Origin of the sequence: Pseudomonas sp. 2835, assembly GCF_050435905.1 — a bacterium.
In the GTDB taxonomy this organism is placed as follows: domain Bacteria; phylum Pseudomonadota; class Gammaproteobacteria; order Pseudomonadales; family Pseudomonadaceae; genus Aquipseudomonas.
Map to the genome: position 1 here is coordinate 45,105 of NZ_JBNDLE010000020.1, position 18,212 is coordinate 63,316.

The 18,212-nt window shown below is 57.9% G+C and carries 12 protein-coding genes, 1 tRNA gene and 1 pseudogene; all 14 read right to left on the bottom strand.

Going from position 1 to position 18,212, the window contains the following annotated elements; genetic code table 11:
• Nucleotide 1: 1 nt before the first annotated feature.
• Nucleotides 2-589, bottom strand: coding sequence for a hypothetical protein (locus tag ABIE20_RS22695; RefSeq protein WP_429507474.1), 588 nt, complete (start codon nt 587-589; stop codon nt 2-4).
• Between the two features lie 518 nt (nt 590-1,107).
• The gene (locus ABIE20_RS22700; RefSeq protein ID WP_429507475.1) at nt 1,108-4,296 is read right to left on the bottom strand and encodes a type I restriction endonuclease subunit R; all 3,189 of its coding nucleotides are present in this window, start codon (nt 4,294-4,296) and stop codon (nt 1,108-1,110) included.
• 40 nt (nt 4,297-4,336) lie between these two features.
• Nucleotides 4,337-6,886 carry a hypothetical protein gene (locus tag ABIE20_RS22705; protein ID WP_429507477.1) on the bottom strand — a complete coding sequence of 850 codons (2,550 nt, stop codon included), beginning with the start codon at nt 6,884-6,886 and terminating at the stop codon, nt 4,337-4,339.
• Entirely contained in the window at nt 6,879-8,525 is a 1,647-nt protein-coding gene (locus ABIE20_RS22710; protein WP_429507478.1) for a hypothetical protein, read from the bottom strand. Before ABIE20_RS22710 ends, ABIE20_RS22705 begins: the two co-directional genes overlap by 8 nt.
• Before the next feature lie 111 nt (nt 8,526-8,636).
• The gene (locus tag ABIE20_RS22715) at nt 8,637-9,587 is read right to left on the bottom strand and encodes a GIY-YIG nuclease family protein (protein ID WP_429507480.1); all 951 of its coding nucleotides are present in this window, start codon (nt 9,585-9,587) and stop codon (nt 8,637-8,639) included.
• Nucleotides 9,584-10,921 carry a restriction endonuclease subunit S gene (locus tag ABIE20_RS22720; RefSeq protein WP_429507482.1) on the bottom strand — a complete coding sequence of 446 codons (1,338 nt, stop codon included), beginning with the start codon at nt 10,919-10,921 and terminating at the stop codon, nt 9,584-9,586. The genes ABIE20_RS22715 and ABIE20_RS22720 overlap by 4 nt, the downstream gene beginning before the upstream one ends.
• Nucleotides 10,918-12,837, bottom strand: a complete 1,920-nt coding sequence (locus ABIE20_RS22725) for a type I restriction-modification system subunit M (RefSeq protein ID WP_429507484.1) — start codon at nt 12,835-12,837, stop codon at nt 10,918-10,920. Before ABIE20_RS22725 ends, ABIE20_RS22720 begins: the two co-directional genes overlap by 4 nt.
• A gap of 82 nt (nt 12,838-12,919) precedes the next feature.
• Nucleotides 12,920-13,054: pseudogene (locus ABIE20_RS22730) on the bottom strand (IS5/IS1182 family transposase); the annotation flags it as partial.
• Between the two features lie 423 nt (nt 13,055-13,477).
• A tRNA-Pro gene (locus ABIE20_RS22735) sits at nt 13,478-13,554 on the bottom strand.
• A 106-nt stretch (nt 13,555-13,660) separates the two neighbouring features.
• On the bottom strand, nt 13,661-14,017 hold the full coding sequence (locus ABIE20_RS22740; RefSeq protein ID WP_038994582.1) for a MerR family transcriptional regulator: 357 nt from the start codon (nt 14,015-14,017) through the stop codon (nt 13,661-13,663).
• On the bottom strand, nt 13,998-14,300 hold the full coding sequence (ihfA, locus tag ABIE20_RS22745; protein ID WP_002553164.1) for an integration host factor subunit alpha: 303 nt from the start codon (nt 14,298-14,300) through the stop codon (nt 13,998-14,000). Before ihfA ends, ABIE20_RS22740 begins: the two co-directional genes overlap by 20 nt.
• 3 nt (nt 14,301-14,303) lie before the next feature.
• The gene (gene pheT, locus ABIE20_RS22750; RefSeq protein WP_429507485.1) at nt 14,304-16,679 is read right to left on the bottom strand and encodes a phenylalanine--tRNA ligase subunit beta; all 2,376 of its coding nucleotides are present in this window, start codon (nt 16,677-16,679) and stop codon (nt 14,304-14,306) included.
• Between the two features lie 36 nt (nt 16,680-16,715).
• The gene (gene pheS / locus ABIE20_RS22755) at nt 16,716-17,732 is read right to left on the bottom strand and encodes a phenylalanine--tRNA ligase subunit alpha (RefSeq protein ID WP_038994580.1); all 1,017 of its coding nucleotides are present in this window, start codon (nt 17,730-17,732) and stop codon (nt 16,716-16,718) included.
• 104 nt (nt 17,733-17,836) lie between these two features.
• Nucleotides 17,837-18,193, bottom strand: coding sequence for a 50S ribosomal protein L20 (gene rplT / locus ABIE20_RS22760; RefSeq protein WP_010222414.1), 357 nt, complete (start codon nt 18,191-18,193; stop codon nt 17,837-17,839).
• Nucleotides 18,194-18,212: the final 19 nt, after the last annotated feature.

The window sequence follows — 18,212 nt, forward strand, 5'->3', positions numbered from 1 at the left end:
CCTAGCCTCCACCTAACATTTTTTGAGCAACACTTGCCATCAACCTCTCTCCATTAGCCATCAGGCCATTAAGAACCTTCTTTTGCGCGCACCAATTTCTATAAATTGCAACAACTTTTTCTTGTTCTTCCAAACTTGGTACGGGCAGTGATATTGCTAGCAAATTTTTAATGCTTATATTTGGTATACTTGCCGTTGTGCGTATAGAGTCAAGCGTAGCACCACCCATAGCTGAATTGAAAAACCAGTGAAGATACTCCAACTTTATCCTTTCCTCCTGCCTTGGACGAATTATGGCAACTTGATTTGTTGTAGTTACATCACCACACTCCCCCTTAAAAATCATGGCTTCAGTTCGCGCACCTCTTAGCGGCAATAACAAATCGCCCTTCACAAGTTTTACTTTCAACTTTGACGGCTCGATATCAGCATACGGCAGGCTAGTTAAATCATTTACTCCGCCCTCTCGGATATCTTTTATCTGAATCAATTTTACGCCACTTTCAGGACTGTCTGTCTCTGCCCGCTCCCGAAAGGTTTGGCCAAGTGAGACATAAGCAATGTGAGAGAGCACTTCTGTCGCCACCATTGATTTAACTCCCATTTTTAAGATTTTTTACGTCCACCTGTACGTTTCTAATTTCACTCCCATCGGAATTTATCTGCCAGGAGCGGTTGAAGCCGACTTCGATATTAGGGCTAAGCGCAAGGTAGACAGCAAGAGAGAGATACGTTGGGGGTGCGAACTTCAACCGTTTTCGTTTCATTTGAGCTCCTTGCGTGCCTGCCAATGGTGGATTTCGCCAAGCCGACTGCAGAATGAATGCATACTGCAGTCGGCTTGAGCGAAATACTAGAGCAGAACCAGTAAGTCGTCAATGCAGTATTGACGCATTCTGCACACATAAACCTAAAAGGGAAGGTTGTGCTTGGAGAGCTGTACCTGACCACCTGCTCCTCCAACCCTTAGCCGCCACAAGCGTCAGCCATGGTAGGGATAGGCCGTATCGACGTTACGCACATCACATGGCTTGACTTAGGCAAGGGTCGGACGATATGGCAAAAGCGGTTCTCTGAAACTGCTGCCCTTTGGCGTTGGATTAATACCTAAACACTTGGCCTGGCAAAGTCCACAAGTTCAACCCCCGCATCCTTTTTCAGCAGCTCGTACACCACCGTCAGGAACACATCTCGCGTCGATTCATCGCTAAGGAGCTTGGTCGCCATGCTAGTGTGACTGCTCATGGCGGCGGCAATAGCAGAGATGGCTTTTGAAGGCAGGTCGGCTTTCATGGCCTGTTCCATGGTGTTGTTCTGCACCTGGGCCATCACCACGTTGTCAGCGCGCAGCTTCTCGGAAACGTGCACCGCGAAGGCCACCTGATCGGTGTCGGTGATGTCCTTGCCGAAGGCATTGTTGAGTTTCTCGATCAGTTCGGCGAGGTATTTCTTCTCACGGTCACGCGCGTCGCGCAGGCCGTTATCGGTCATACCGTAGAGGCCAGGTGTTTCAGCCTGCACGGTGACGCCACTGAGGTTGCTGCCCTTCTTGATCTTGTAGTGGCTGAGTTTAAGGTCACCCAGATCAACCTGTTCAGCGGAGATGCCCTTGAGCCGTTTACGCAGCAGGCGTGCATAGCTGGCAAAGGCCTCCAGGCTGGGGTCACCGAAGTCAATCAACTGGGCGATGTACTCATAGCTGCGCACGAACTTGGTCAGGCTCTCGCTGAAGATCATCAGCTCGTCGCGCGCCTTGCAATACTCCGAACGCTGCACATCGGCGTATTCCATGTCCTTGTCGCCGCCCTCGTCATGGGCCTTCTCCCACGCTTTTTCCCACTGGTCGATAGCATCGTTAAGCGTCTTCAACTTTCCGTTGAAGCGGTCGGTGGCTGACTGTGTGAGCGAGAACAGCTTCTGGTGCGTCACCCTAGGATCGACGATGGCATCACCAAAAGCCTCCACCTCAGTCTGTTCATAGATGAACATGCCATCCAGGCGCTGCTTGATGTCGTAGACGATGTTCGGATCCTGGATGTCCGCCACCTGGGCATCACGATAGAAGGTCTTGAACGACGCCAGTATCTCGTCTGCCTTGTTAGCGAAGTCGATGACGAAGGTTTTGTCCTTGCCAGGGAAGGTGCGGTTCAGGCGCGAGAGGGTTTGCACGGCCTCCACACCGGATATTTTCTTGTCCAGGTACATGGCCACCAGCTTGGGTTGGTCGAAGCCAGTCTGATACTTGTTTGCGACTATCATCACCCGATAGTCCGGCGTGTCGAAAACCTTGCGCATATCGCGCCCATGGAGGCCGGGGTTCAGGTTGGTTTCACTGAACTGGTGATCCAGGGGCAGGCTGGACTCTTCCACATCAGTATTAGGCACCTCACCTGAGAAGGCCACCATCGCCAGCACGTTGTGGTAGCCCTTGCGCTTGCAGTAGTCCTCCAGCGCCAAGTGGTACTTCACCGCTGCCGCACGCGAGCTGGTCACCACCATGGCCTTTGCCTGACCGCCGAGCAGGTGTGCTACGTTTTTGCGGAAGTGCTCGACGATCAGCTCGACCTTCTGCCCCACATTCACCGGGTTGAGCGACAGCCACTTGGCCAGCTTGCGCCCGGCGCTCTTCTCATCGACTCGCTTGTCATCGACCATCTCCCTTCCGATCTTGAACGCCACCTCGTAGCTGGCGTAGTTCTTCAGCACATCGAGGATGAACCCTTCGTCGATGGCCTGCTGCATGGTGTAGAGATGGAACGGCGCCGGCGGGTTATCGGTACTGACGGGCTGCGCCGGGTTGCGCGGGCGGCCGAACAGGCTCAGCGTCGAATGTTTGGGCGTGGCGGTGAAGGCGAAGTAGCTTGCATTGCCTGGGCGCGAGCGCGAGCTCTGCCACACGGACAACCGCTCCGCCTTGGAGAGTTTCTCCCACTCCGCCTCGCTCTGCCCGGTCAGTACATAACGTAGATCATCTGCGGTGCTGCCCCCAGTGGAACTGTGCGCCTCGTCGATGATGATGGCGAAACGGCGACTGCGCAGGCTCTGCTCGCCGAGGATGGCCTTCTGCGCATAGGGGAACGTCTGAAGGGTACAGACGATAATCGGCACCCCATCGAGCATGGCCTTGGCCAACTGGTGGCTCTTGGGCAGACTCGACTGTTGGCGGTCGATAGCGCATACCACGCCGGCCTGGTGCTCGATCTGCTGGATGGCATCCTGCAACTGCTGGTCGAGTACCTGGCGGTCGGTCACCACGATCACACTGTGGAAGTACGGCTCACCGTCCGGGCGGCGCACACGAATCAACGAATGCGCGGTCCAGGCGATAGTGTTGGTCTTGCCGGAGCCGGCGCTGTGCTGTATCAGATACGGTTGCCCTGCCCCTTCTACCCGCACCGCATCGATCATCCTGGTCACGCCCTCCCACTGATGGAAGCGCGGGAAGATCAGGCCTTCCTTGAAGTAGGTCTTGCCGTTGACGTCCTGGACTTCCTTACGCTCCTGCAGCACGAAGCGGTGGAAGATGTGCAGCCAGTTGTCCTTCTGCAGCACCCGCTCCCAGAAGTAGCTCACCGGGTAACTACCGTTTTCACCCGGCGGGTTGCCGGCGGCGCCATCGTTGCCCCGGTTGAACGGCAGGAAGAAGGTCGAATCCCCGGCCAGCTTGGTGGTCATGCGTATGTCGCTATCGCTCATGGCGAAATGCACCACCGCGCCACGCTTGAAGGTGAGCAGCGGCTCCAGGCCACCGCTCTTGCGCCCAGGGCGGCGGTCCATGCAGTACTGCTGCATGGCGGCCTGGACTGACTGGGTGAAGTCGGTCTTCAACTCCACCGTGGCAACCGGAATACCGTTGATGAAGAAGGCCAGATCGATCTCGTCGGCCTTATCCAACGAGTAGCGCAACTGTGGCACGACGCGCAGCCGATTGGCCGCATAACGTGCGATCACCGTGTCGTTGCGCGCGTCCTCGGGCAGAGCCTGGCTCATAGCCAGGGTGCCGCCACCGGCCACGGCAAAGCCGTAGCGCAGCACATTTACCGTGCCGCCCTCGACCTTGTTCTCCAACTGCTTGCCCAGTCGGTCCAGCACCACATCACGCGAGCCAACACCATTCATGGCGAGGATCTTAGCCATAGCCTGCGGCTGACTGTCCTCCAGCCAACCCAGCACATCCTCGGGGACTAGCGCCCGTCCTTGGTCATAGTCAGCAGACTTGCCCACCAGCCAGCCGGCAGCTTCAAGCTGCTCGACAATATGGCGTTCCAGTTCGCATTCGTGGTGGATGTGGCTCATATATTCAGTCTCGCTTCTCTACTGTTTGTCCAACTACAGCTCAATTCGGGGCGTAACTTGCTGGTTGTGTCGGCCTCAGCGCAACTACTCGGTCACGCTTAAACTTCCGTACATCATCGAAATCCCAAAAGCCGACGTTATTCTGATCAAGCTCAACGATGACCCTCGGCTGATCATCCAAACCAAAAATCCTGCAGTATCCGCCGAGCTCAAACTCGTCGGTCTCCTTCTGTCCCTGCGACCAAGAGGAACCATAAGCCAGATGCAGGATTAGCCAATGCTCTGCCTGAATGGAGGCGCTCGGAGTTGGCTTGAGTGTCCGCTGAATGCTTTCGCGCAGCTCTGCACTGGCATCCTGGTCTGCAGCGATTGACGGCATCAGTCTCAGGAACACCGCATTCGCCTGCAACCTACGGAGTTTTTCATCCGTACCCCACATTAGGCTGACCTTGGCCGTCAATTCATCACCCAGATCCCAAGCCAGCCAAACCAGCAAGGTAGTAAGCTGCATCGTCTCATCGGCATCGTCGTCGATCGACTTGTCGATCACTTCGAGGAGCCGCGACCCCGAACCGAGTAAATACCTGATGCTTTCATCGAGGAGATAACGACGATCTCGCTCTTCCACGAGATCCTGCCCAGTTGCTCGCCAGCGTTTCTGCTTGTCGAGATGGCGTAGCTCACGAATCAGAGCCAATACCGCAATCAGCTGGATCAACGCACTGACTTTCCTTGACTCGTCCTGGCTGGCCAGCTTCAGTTGCTCGACCATTTTTCTGCTCAATGCCCTTGCCTTCCTGGCAACGGCCAAAGCGATTTCAGCGTCCCAGAACTGGGGCTTGTCGACTGGATCGCTCGTTTCATCGCCGCCATCGTCCTCCTGGCCAACCTGTTCCTCTTCGCTCCGCCCAGCCTGATCGACCTCGACACTCTGCACCTCGAGACCGTCGCTCAGGCGTCGCATGAGCACATCGATCAGGTAGGCCAAGTCACCGGACTTCAACACACGTTGTTTGCGCCTCATCCGAGCCATGTCGCTCACACTGATCACCAACGATGGTGGTCCGTCCTCAACTGGAAGCGCATCTTTCTTATCCCGACACTCGCGGATTGCCATCTGGATCTCGTGATCGGACTGCTCCGCGAAGATCACCCTCTCAACGGTGGCGATGACCTTCGATATATCGGCCTCACTCGAGCCCAGCTCACTGAGTGCCGAGCGAATCTGGTACTGCTTAGAGGACCGGGAGCTCGCCTCAAGGATCGAGGGGTGCAGAATCATCGCCCGGGCGATCGACCTGCCGTTCTGCTCAAATAGACAGGAGCGAATGTTTGTCGCCTCAATATTGGTTCTGAACACGACCTCGTTGTCACGTATGTCCAGTGGGGCAAGCGTCTCCAGCTTCTCCTGGTTCGGGCCAAGCATTACAGCTGCAGTCACCGACATCAGTTCGCCCCGATAACTGATTCGTATCAGGCCACTCCCCCCATCCGAAAATCCCGAAAGCAGTGGCAACGACGCCTGCTGCTCGATCTCGATGGTCTTGTTGCGCTCTTGGATCGCAGCGAACTCCTCTGGTGCCAGCTCGGGCAACTCGAACAGGCTGAGCATTGAAGTGGCCTCAGCAGCACTTCGGGCGGCAGTGCCTGCCTGAAGCACTATGGCCTCGACATTGACATTCACACCACCCATCCAGGCGGGACGGCTGGGGTTCGCGCTACCACTGACAAACACATCGGTCGCAACGCCATGCGTTTCAAGATAGAGCACCTTGGCATGCAGATAGCCGGCCCGATTAGCAACCTTTCGCGCATCCACATACCGAACGATTTCGCCATCAAAGTTGCCTGGATGATGGACCGAGTCGGGATCGATACCCACCACGATATCTGTAGCGGGCCAACGGGCCTTCAACTCCTTGAGCAGAGCCAGCTCCCGATCGAAGAACGCCCCCAGCACCGCAATCCTCCTGATCGGAGCTGTAATCCGCTCAGCAACTTGATCGATCAGCGCCAGCCCTCTCGGACCTTGCGCCAACACCGCAGGCGAGCCCAGGTCTCCGGCCGTGGCAATCAAAGGGCTGATGAAACGGCCAATTGCCAGCGCCGATTCCAACAGAGGCTCTGGAGCCTTGCCGCGCTCCAACTCGATCCACTCACGGAGCATCAGCCAGACAGCCTTGAGAACGGCGATCCCCTCACCATCCTTGGCACCGCCAACTTCGATCCAGTTGGTGATTTCGCGGTTGAAGCCAAGCCCCGACAGCGTGAGATTGTGGCTGCCGACCAGAATCGATGCCTTCTTCGCCCCCAACAAAAGACAGACCTTCGGGTGAAACGCGCCGCTCACGCCAATCGGTAGCAGCGTGTAGGCATGACCAGCCAGCCGAGGCCGGGTCGCCTGGCTTTCCCATGAGGCTGCACATTGGCCCCGATCCATCAGCACCACGTTATGCCGGCATCCGGCTGTTACCAGCTTGCGCAGCAACACCTCCTCGTAGAAAGGCAGAGTCGCGTTGAAGGTGGTTATCAGCGAGGCCTCGTAACCTCCACGTTTGATCACGTCTAGAAGGGAGACGTCGTCAGACACTGGCAACCTCCATCTGCGTCCGACCAGATGCAGTCAGCCTGGTCATGTGGCTGTCATCACGCGCCAGCATTCCAAGGTCGCGAAGAATCTGCACCGCCTGCCGGAAACGAGGAGTGGTCTGGGATGGCGGCGGGACCTGGTCACCCACCACTTCCAGGCCTCGCTCGGACGGTCGCAAATGGAAGGTCGAGCGGTTGGACTGTCGGAGCTTGCGCAGTGCCACTCGAAGATGGGTATCCAGACACCAAACGACCAGATCGGTAACCACATGCTCGAGAGACATCGTCATCCAGTCGGCACCACGGCTGCGGAAGCTGATGAGGTTGATCGGATAGTCCCTGAGTGCCTCATAAGTAATTGCCAACCCTGAATACGGCTGCGCCCCTGGATCATCGCGAGCAACTAACATTGCCAGCAGGCTCAGGCTATTTGAAAGCAGCGGCGCAATATCCACGCCCGGCTGCCAGCCACCAATTAACTGCCAACCCAACTGAATCTCATGCGCGTCGTTTGTCCAGTCAGTAAGCGCCGGAGCGTTCGCCCTGCTGCTGGCAACCAGATCTGCAAAACTGCCCGCCCCCAGATTACTCAGTACTCCGGCAACCGTTGCCGAGCCGGCAAACCAGTCAGCGAACATCTCGACGCTATGAAATACCCGCCGCTGCGCCGCCGATTGCGGTTGCAGTTCCTGCAGGCAGATGGCGAGGATCGTCTGGAACGCCACCGACATGAGGTCATTACGCACATAGACAGCCCAGTGCGCCTGAGTGGATTGCAAGGCATCGGGAATTTCCCACGCAGCGCCATAGGGTAGAGTGGCGCTATAGACACAGGCTCGGAACACATCCTCGGTCAGATCCCATCCGTTCGGCAGGGCTTCCGCCAGTTGCTGAATCAGACCCAAGCTTCGGCGTCGCTGAGTGCCTTCCTCTGAATAGCGGTTGCCTGTATCGAAGAAAATATCAGTGAGCTGCTGATGCTCGCGTAGGCTGCCAGCAACGTTGCAGGCACAGAAACCGCTCAGCTCGTCGAGCTCTTCGAGCGTCACCAAGTCGTTTTCTACAACCTGCCAGAACCGCTCACCAGGTACCGACGCATCGACACTCTGCGCCAGTGGCGCACCATACTGGCCGCTATAAAAACTCCAGGAACGACCGGACGACTCCATAAGCTGCAGATCGGCCAGTGTGCCCGCGTAGTACTGCGAAAGACCACCTAGCCGATTCAAGAAGTAGCGCTGTGGCGTTTCCTCGGTCGTCGCGTAGAGCGATAGTCGCAGTGGTTCACCGGCTTTCAGACTGGCAAGTGAGGGAACCAGCTTGGTGCGACCGACCATAGCGACGCCGTGTCGCTCGTTATTGTGGTCGGTCACCTGTGCGTGCTGCTCGGCAATCAGGGTGAATAGGCAGTCTGCACGCCGAAACCGCTCGACAAAGTGGTTGTAGTCATTCTTCGCATAACGCTGGTCATAGGACCATACCAACCAAGGATAGAACGAGTAGTAGCGCGCCCGATCGGTGACATTGGTAATGCCAGGCAGTAACTGGCCATAGATCATTACGCAGGGCGCCTGAGTGCCGAGGTGATCAATACCGCCACTCGCATAGGGTGGTTTCAACCAGCTGGTGGTGAGTTTCATCGACGCCTAATCCCTTACCGCGACAAATCCAAAGACCGAAATGTAAATTACCTGGCGTATCCGCTGATGTTCTCGTAGCGCACCAGGATCAACCGCTGCGGCTGCTCGATCTTATTCACTTAGCAACTCATTTTCTGGCTTCACACCGATACCACTCAGTTGACTGTCCTGCCAGGCGGCATAAGTTTCGCCACTACCCTCGACCAACCAAGAGATTCGACCACTGGCTGCACGACCATACACAACCGCTGCTGCGGCACTCGGGCTACTGAAGGCATAGTCGTCCTTGAACATTAGGTACTCACTTCCGTCACTGATCATGACACCGTCACTCACCAACTGCTGGTACAGGTTCCGGTAGTTGTGATCCGCAGTTCCTACCCACTGAGCTCGAGCTCGGGACCCTTTCAGTACAAAAAACTCACCATCAACCTCTTGCGCTTGCGCGCGCTCCTTGCTCTTTGGAAGCTGTAATGCAAAACGCGGCGACTGGCTAACCGGTTGCTCGACTGGTGCCGTAACGAGCTTGGAGGGTTTGATCAGCTCGCGCAGGAAGTCGAAGCCCAGCACTGGTAGCACAATGCGGATCTGCTCGAGGAAAAACGCCATGTCCGCACGGTCCGACTCAGGCAAGTTGGTGTAGCTATGCGCTGTGCCATTGCCTACTACACAGCGACCGGTTTGACTGGCGATCTGGATTAGTTGGCTCTCCAAATACTTGGCATGGGCCTTGGTCAGGTTCTGGTCCTTGCTGGTGATCAGACACACACGTTCCCAGAAGTCCTTGCCACCCTGCTCTTGCGGACGGTTATGTTGCTTCAGACGCTGGGCCACATCATCAGACTCGCCGATATACACCCGGGTACGCAGGCTGTCGTCCGGGTCGGGGCCGACAAGAAAGTACACGCCGGTACGCGTGCATTCGGGGCGTTGCACCAGCTCGGCCAATTTGGAGCGTGGGCCGGTCAGCACATGGCCGGTCCAGTTCATGATCTCAGCGGTGAGCAGGCCATTGGGTGTGCCATCCACCAGAAATAAGCGCAGGCTGCGACCTGGGTTCATACAACCTCTCGAAGGTCGATCTGGCCGGTGACGGCTGCGGTGATTAGAGCCGAGCGCCGCTCTTTCAAAAGAGCCACACTGAGCGTCGCCTTCTGTTCAATCTTGATTAGACGTTCACTCTGAGTCGCCAGAGATGACAAGAGCTGTTCTTGCTCAGTAGTTGAGGGAGGAAGCGCCAAAGGGAGACTGCCAAGAATGCCTTCATTGAGGTTCGCCATCGTTGCCCCCACAGACGCCAGATTCAGCCACTCACGGGCATATCGCGACTGTAGGACAGTGTGGAGATATCCGGTTAGGACCTGACTAGAATTAGGACGCACTCGTAGTGATCCCGTACCACAGATCCAGCCATCCTGCTCATTAAAGATAATCGCAGCACGACCAAGCTCACCACGACGCGCAGTAACCAAATCACCTGCGCGCATTGCCCAGAAACTCAGCCGTTCTGCAGTGTCTGCCGACACTGTGATATCCGGATCGGGACTGCATTGCTCATCAACAATGTGCGAAGGATTGATCACGGGAATTCCCCCCGTGACGTAGTCCTCATTACCCAGTGCCGTACCAAACGGCCCTGTGGAAATGCTGATGCTGATGTCACGGAAGCGTTTAATCACCCAATGCTCCGGCACCTCCCCTAGCCATTCCACGCCGGAGTCTTTCAACTTCGCTTTGGGGTCTAGGCCTTTGGTGATGGCATGGGTGATCAGTGCCTGGCGCTTTTCGCGCAGGAGTTCGATGAAGCGGGTGTTCTTTCCAATCAACGCATCAATGCGGGCAGTTTCACGGTCGAGGTGAGTAATTATTGCCGCTTGCTCCGATAGCTCCTGAGGGCAGGGAAGTAACAGGTTGCGGATTTTATCGCCGCTTATGTTTGGCTGGCCTGCACCAGTAGCCAGACCTACTAGCTCAGTCCGAAATCCCTCGAACCAATGACGCAGGAAGGGAATCATTACCCTCTCACTAGGGTGAATGGCGAAGCACGCCTGATTCAAAGTGGCCTCAATCCCGAGTACCCCAAGCCGTCCAACCGTCGCGCCATACATGGCGATCACCAGAGAGCCTGCCGGATGGAGCTTCAGCGCCGAGTTATTTTTGAGCGCATCATGAGTGACGCACTTATCGGTAGAAAACACGGTGTTTTCCCTGAGCTCTCCCGTTGTAACCCAAGGGATTCCGTCTGTGGAGTACTCATCCTCACTTGAGGGCGTAGTACCACTGCCATAGCCTGAAATCCAATAAAGAAGCTTCTTCGTGACCCAATGCTCCGGCACCCGCCCTAACCACTCCACCCCGGAGTCCTTATAGGCCGGATAGGGTTTGTAATGGCTCATGCCGTTACCTCCCCCAGCAGCGCAGCAATCTCAGCTTCCACGGCCTTGAGGTTGGCATCGATCTCAGCAAGAGAGCGTGGCGGCTGGTAGACGTAGAAGTAACGGTTGAAGTTGATCTCATAGCCGACGATGCCGACCTGGCCGTCCTTCGCATCCGTCTTGCCGGTATCGATCCAGGCATCCGGCGCATGGGGCAGCACTTCGCGGGCGAAGTAGTCGGCGATGCTCTGGCTAAGCGGTACATTTTCGAACTCGCGCAGGTCGGAGTCGGCCTGCAGGTTGCCCTTGTCGTCCAACACCGGCTGAGCATTGGCGTCGCGCTCACCGAAGCAGGCCAGTGCAGCTTTCAACGCGCCCCTGCCGAGCTTCTTGATACCGGCGGCCTGGAGAAAGGTCGCCAAACTGTCGAACTCGCCCTGCACGCCGGCAAAGGCCTCAATCTGATCGGCGCCCTTGGTGTTCTGATAGGCGGCGAGCTTGTCCGGAGTGGCCGAGAAGCGCAGGCGCAGCGGGCGCTCGACGGTGATACGGCGGTAGCCAAAATCTGTGTTGCCGAAGATCTTTGAGTTCGGCCCTTCCTCTACGGCCTCGTGCAGTTTGGCGATCTCGGCAATCTGCTCATCCGAGAGGTATTTGCGCTTGCTGCCCAAGCTCTTGCGCATCGGCGCATGCATGGCGCTGGCGTCGATCAGTTGCACCCTGCCCTTGCGCAGCGCTTCTTTGTGGTTAGACAGCACCCAAATATAGGTGCCAATGCCTGTGTTGTAGAACAGGTCGTTTGGCAGGGCAATGATTACCTCCAACCAGTCGTTTTCCAGAATCCAGCGGCGAATCTCCGACTCGCCCGAACCAGCGCCACCGTTGAACAGCGGCGAGCCGGACAGCACGATGCCGATGCGGCTGCCGCCCAACTCAAGCGGTTTGCGCTTGGACAGCAGGTGCATGAGGAACAGCAGCGAACCATCACCCACGCGCGGCAGGCCGGCGCCGAAGCGGCCGGCGAAGCCTTGCTGGCTGTGCTCGGCCTGCACCTGCTTCTGGACGTTCTCCCACTTCACGCCGAACGGCGGGTTGGCCAGGCAGTAGTCGAACTGCTCATGGCGCAGGTGATCGTCGGACAGGGTGTTGCCGAGCTTGATGTTACGGGTGTCGTAGCCCTGGATCAGCTTGTCCGCCACAGAGATGGCGTAGGTTTCCGGGTTCAGCTCCTGGGCGTAGGGCACCAGGCGGGCATTGGGGTTCCACTCGTAGACCTGCTCGATGGCCGAAGACAGAAAGCCGCCCGTGCCGGCGGCGCAGTCGTACACGGTGCGCACCACACCATCGCCGTTGAGTGCCTGATGATCCGGCGCAAATACCAGGGTGGTGGCCAGGCGCACCACATCGCGCGGGGTAAAGTACTGCCCAGCATCATCGTTGGATGACTCGGCAAACTTGCGGATCAGGTGCTCGAAGATAAGCCCCATTTCGTGGTTGCTGATCTTGTCCGGGTGCAAATCGACTGCTGCAAACTTCTGCGTAACCAGGTACAGCAGGTTGGCTTTCTCCAGCTTCTCCAACCACCGGTCAAAGGCGAAATGCTCGAACACCTGGCGGGCGTTGGCGGAGAACTTGGCGATGTAGTCTTCCAGGTTGGCGCGGGTGCTGGTGGAGCCCACGCTGTCCAGGGAAAACTGCGAGACGTTGTAGAAGGTTGCGCCGGCCGTCGTCGGCAAGATCAGGTCCATGTCCACGCCACTGGCCTTCATCGCCTCATACTGGCTGCGTACCTTGCCGCGGGTGGGTTCCAACACACATTCCAGACGACGCAGCACGGTGAACGGAAGGATGATGCGGCCGTACTCGGAGGGCTTGAAGGCTCCCAGAAGCAGATCTGCGATATTCCAGATGAAGGGGGCCAGGGTCTGCTGGTTCACGCGCACGTTCCTTACACAGAAGCAGGGAGGGCGTGCTCGCCGCATCCCTGTGAGGTATATGTGATCAATGCCACACCTTAACCGGTTGGATAGCTTCGAGCCAGTATCGACATACGGCTAAGGTGCTGATTTCATTCATCTCGGCCAGGAAACGCTCACGGCACGTTTGCTTACGCTTACAGACGTACTCCAAATCTGAAAAGCTCACCCGACTCACCGGGTGGCTACTATTGAGAGTTAATGGAGGGCAACTCGGCACCTACCGTCCTCTCCGTGTCATCAACGCGATCCTTGCGTTATTCCAAACGGTATTCCAAGTACATCTTCAAACAAAAAAATACCCTTTTAAATCAATTTACTGGGTAAACAATTCAGCTCACCCCGGCACATTGATGCCCAAGCACCCCAGGCCTTTCATTAAGGTTAATCTCAAGAACGGGAGCACCAGCAGCCACAACTCAGACGCCGGGCTTACCAGTTGATAGAGGCGACAAATACGATGTGAGCCCCCGCTTCACGAGGACCAGCACTAACCATTCTGAGCAGAAGATCGGAATATTGAACAAGGCCAATTCAACCAAAAGCCCCCTACCCCAGAAACAACAAAGCCACCCGAAGGTGGCTTAGTCGTTCTAAATAATGGTCGGGACGGAGTGATTCGAACACTCGACCCCTTGCACCCCATGCAAGTGCGCTACCGGGCTGCGCTACGCCCCGACTGGGCTTGAAGCATGTTCCCCTGGTTGCTGAGAACGTTGAAGAATGTACCCTAACCTTTTGAATTATGGAAGCATTTTTTCCAAAATTCCGGGCCCGATAAGGGTTACTTCTTCAGCACCACCAAGACGTCTTCCAGCTCGGCAATCATCTGCCGGATCAGTTGTTTGTACTGGGTGGTGTCGTCCTTGGCTTCGTCGCCAGAGAGGCGCAAACGCGCCCCGCCGATGGTGAAGCCTTGGTCGTACAGCAGCGCGCGGATCTGGCGGATCATCAGCACGTCCTGGCGCTGATAGTACCGCCGGTTGCCGCGGCGCTTTACCGGGTTGAGTTGCGGGAATTCCTGCTCCCAGTAGCGGAGCACGTGCGGTTTTACCGCGCAAAGCTCACTCACTTCACCAATGGTGAAGTAGCGTTTGCCTGGAATCGGCGGAAGCTCGTCGTTATGACTTGGTTCCAGCATAGGCCTCAACTCGGGCTTTCAACTTCTGCCCTGGACGAAAGGTGACGACCCGACGCGCCGTGATCGGGATTTCTTCCCCGGTCTTGGGGTTGCGGCCCGGCCGCTGGCGCTTGTCGCGCAGGTCGAAATTGCCGAATCCGGACAATTTGACCTGCTCGTTGTCTTCAAGAGCGTGCCTGATTTCCTCAAAGAACAGCTCGACCAATTCCTTGGCCTCGCGCTTGTTCAGGCCCAGCTCCTCGTACAGCCGTTCGGCCATCTCAGCTTTCGTCAGAGCACCCATACGCTATTTCCTTAACGTGGTGTTCAACCTTTGTTCGAGCGAGGTGAGGATGTTCTGGGTTGCAGTATTCACCTCTTCATCATTAAGAGTGCGCGATGGATGCTGCCAGGTCAAGCCGACGGCCAGGCTTTTTCTATCAGGATCAATACCTTTACCTTGATAAACATCAAACAGCCTGAGGTCTGTGAGCCATTCGCCTGCATTGTCACGAATTACTTCAAGCACCGAGCTCGAAGCAACATCACGCCCTGCCACCAAGGCCAGGTCACGACGCACTTCCGGGAATTTCGACAGTTCGCTGAACTTCGGCAGGCGGCCTTCGGCCACTTCACCCAGCACCAGCTCGAAGACGTACACCGGACGATCCAGGCCCAAAGTCTTGGCAAGCTCCGGGTGGATGGCACCCAGGTAGCCGACTTCGCGACCGTCACGCTCGATGCGTGCGGTTTGGCCCGGGTGCAGCGCCGGGTGTTTGCCGGCAACGAAAGTGAACTCGGCGAGCGAGCCAGAGAAGCCCAGTACCGCTTCTACGTCTGCTTTCACGTCGAAGAAGTCGATGCTGTCACGGCCGTTGGCCCAGCCTTCCGGCAGGCGGCTGCCGCAGACCACACCGGCGAGCATCGGCTGCTGCTTGAGGTCGCCCAGCTGGCCGACGAAGCGCAGGCCGCTTTCGAACATGCGCACGCGGTCTTGCTGGCGGTTGAGGTTGTGCTGCAGCGACTTGACCAGGCCCGGCCACAGCGAGGCACGCATGGCCGCCATGTCGTTGGAGATCGGGTTGGCCAGCAGCAGCGGCTCGACGCCCGGGCTGAACAGTTCGAACAGTTTCGGGTCGATGAAGCTGTAGGTGATGGCTTCTTGGTAACCACGGGCCACCAGCAGGCGGCGCAGCGCCGGCAGTTCGCCACGGGCTTCGGCCTTGGCCTGCGGGGCCAGGCGCGCTTGCGGGTAACGCACTGGCAGGCGGTTGTAGCCGTACAGGCGCGCCAGCTCTTCGATCAGGTCGACTTCCAGGCTGATGTCGAAGCGATGGCTTGGTACTTCAACCTGCCACTGGCCTTCGCCGGCGGTGGTTTTCAGGCCCAGGCCGTTGAGCAGTTGCTCGACTTCGGCGCTGGCCATTTCCATACCCAGCATCTGGGTCAGGCGCTCGGCACGCAGGGTGACCGGGGCCACCTTGGGCAGGTGCGCTTCGCTGGTGACGTCGATCACCGGGCCCGCTTCGCCGCCGACGATCTCCAGCAGCAGGCCGGTGGCGCGCTCGATGGCTTCGCGGGCCAGTTGCGAGTCGACGCCGCGCTCGTAGCGGTGCGAGGCATCGGTGTGCAGGCCGTAGGAACGGGCCTTGCCAGCAACGGAAATCGGCTCGAAGAAGGCGCTCTCAAGGAAGATGTCGCGGGTGCCAGCAGCAACGCCGCTGTGCTCCCCCCCCATCACACCGGCAATGGCCAGGGCGCGGCTGTGGTCGGCGATGACCAGGGTGTCGGGGCGCAGGGTGACTTCCTGGCCGTCGAGCAGTACCAGCTTCTCGCCCTCTTCGGCCATGCGCACGCGGATGCCGCCGTTGATTTCGGCGAGATCGAAGGCGTGCATCGGCTGGCCGAGTTCGAGCATCACGTAGTTGGTGATGTCGACGGCGGCGTCGATGCTGCGCAGGTCGGAGCGACGCAGGCGCTCGACCATCCACAGCGGGGTCGGCCGGGTCAGGTCGACGTTACGGATAACGCGGCCCAGGTAGCGTGGGCAGGCCGCTGGGGCCAGCACTTCAACCGGGCGCACTTCGTCGTGAGTGGCGGCAACAGCCGGCACTTGCGGACGGGTCACCGGCACGTCGTACAGGGCGCCGACGTCGCGCGCCAGGCCGGCCAGCGACAGGCAGTCGCCACGGTTCGGGGTCAGGCCGATCTCGATGCTGGCGTCGTCTAGGTCCAGGTACAGGCGAATGTCGGTGCCAACCGGGGCGTCGGCCGCCAGTTCCAGCAGGCCGTCGTTTTCTTCGCTGATCTGCAGCTCGGCCGCCGAGCAGAGCATGCCGTAGGATTCAACGCCACGCAGCTTGGCTTTCTTGATTTTGAAGTCGCCCGGCAGTTCGGCGCCGATCATCGCGAACGGGATCTTCAGGCCAGGGCGCACGTTGGGCGCGCCGCACACTACCTGGAAGGTCTCGCTGCCATTGCTGACCTGGCACACGCGCAGCTTGTCGGCATCGGGGTGCTGTTCGGTGCTCAGCACCTCACCGACGATGATGCCGCTGAACTGGCCGGCGGCCGGGGTGACGCTGTCGACCTCAAGGCCGGCCATCGACAGACGGGCGACCAGATCGTCACGGGATACCTGCGGGTTGACCCAACCGCGCAGCCACTTTTCACTGAATTTCATCCTGCTCTCCTGAAAGATTCGTTACGGGTGCGCGACCTAGCGAAATTGCGCAAGGAACCGCAAGTCGTTGTCGAAGAACAGGCGCAAATCGTTGACGCCGTAACGCAGCATGGCCAGGCGCTCGGCGCCCATGCCGAAGGCAAATCCCTGGAACTCTTCCGGGTCGATGCCGGACATGCGCAGCACGTTGGGGTGAACCATGCCGCAGCCCATGACTTCCAGCCAGCCGGTCTGCTTGCACACACGGCAACCTTTGCCGCTGCAGATCACGCACTGGATGTCGACTTCAGCCGAAGGCTCGGTGAAGGGGAAGAACGACGGACGGAAACGTACCGCCAGCTCTTTTTCGAAGAACACCCGCAGGAATTCTTCGATGGTGCCTTTGAGGTCGGCGAAATTGATGTCGCGATCGATCAACAGGCCTTCGACCTGGTGGAACATCGGCGAGTGGGTCAGGTCCGAGTCGCAGCGATAAACGCGGCCCGGGCAGACAATGCGGATTGGCGGCTGAGTGGACTCCATGGTCCGCACCTGCACCGGCGAGGTGTGGGTACGCAGCAGCATGTTGGCATTGAAATAGAAGGTGTCGTGCATTGCCCGGGCCGGGTGGTGGCCGGGAATGTTGAGCGCTTCGAAGTTGTGGTAGTCGTCTTCGACCTCAGGGCCTTCGGCGATGCCGTAGCCGATGTGGGTGAAGAACTGCTCGATGCGTTCCAGGGTACGGGTGATCGGATGCAGACCACCGGAGGTCTGGCCACGGCCCGGCAAGGTTACATCAATGCACTCGGCGGCCAGTCGGGCGCTGAGCTCGGCCTCTTCAAACGCCGCTTTGCGCGCGTTGAGGACCTCGGTGACGCGTTCCTTGGCGTCGTTGATCAGCGCACCGACTTTCGGCCGCTCTTCGGCTGGCAGGTTGCCCAGGGTCTTCATCACCTGGGTCAGTTCGCCTTTCTTGCCAAGGAATTGCACCCGGATCTGTTCCAGGGCATTGATGTCTTCAGCGCGTTCCACGGCCTCCAGGGCTTGGGAGACCAGCGCGTCCAGGTTTTCCATGTACAGACTCCAGATACGAAATAGGGGAAGAGCGCAGGCTCTTCCCCTATTAAGACGTTTAACACCAGGCGCCGGAAATGACACCTGGTGATTGTCGGGGGTACTTAAGCCAGCGAGGCTTTAGCTTTCTCGACAATCGCAGCAAACGCCGCTTTTTCGTTCACTGCCAGATCGGCCAGAACCTTGCGGTCGATTTCGATCGACGCTTTTTTCAGGCCAGCGATCAGGCGGCTGTAGGACAGACCGTTGATACGCGCACCAGCGTTGATACGAGCGATCCACAGAGCGCGGAACTGACGTTTTTTCTGACGACGGTCGCGGTAGGCGTATTGGCCTGCCTTGATGACCGCTTGCTTGGCAACACGGAATACGCGCGAGCGAGCGCCGTAGTAGCCTTTAGCCAGTTTCAGAATTTTCTTGTGACGCTTACGAGCGATGACGCCACGCTTTACACGAGCCATGAGTAACTTCCTCTATCTA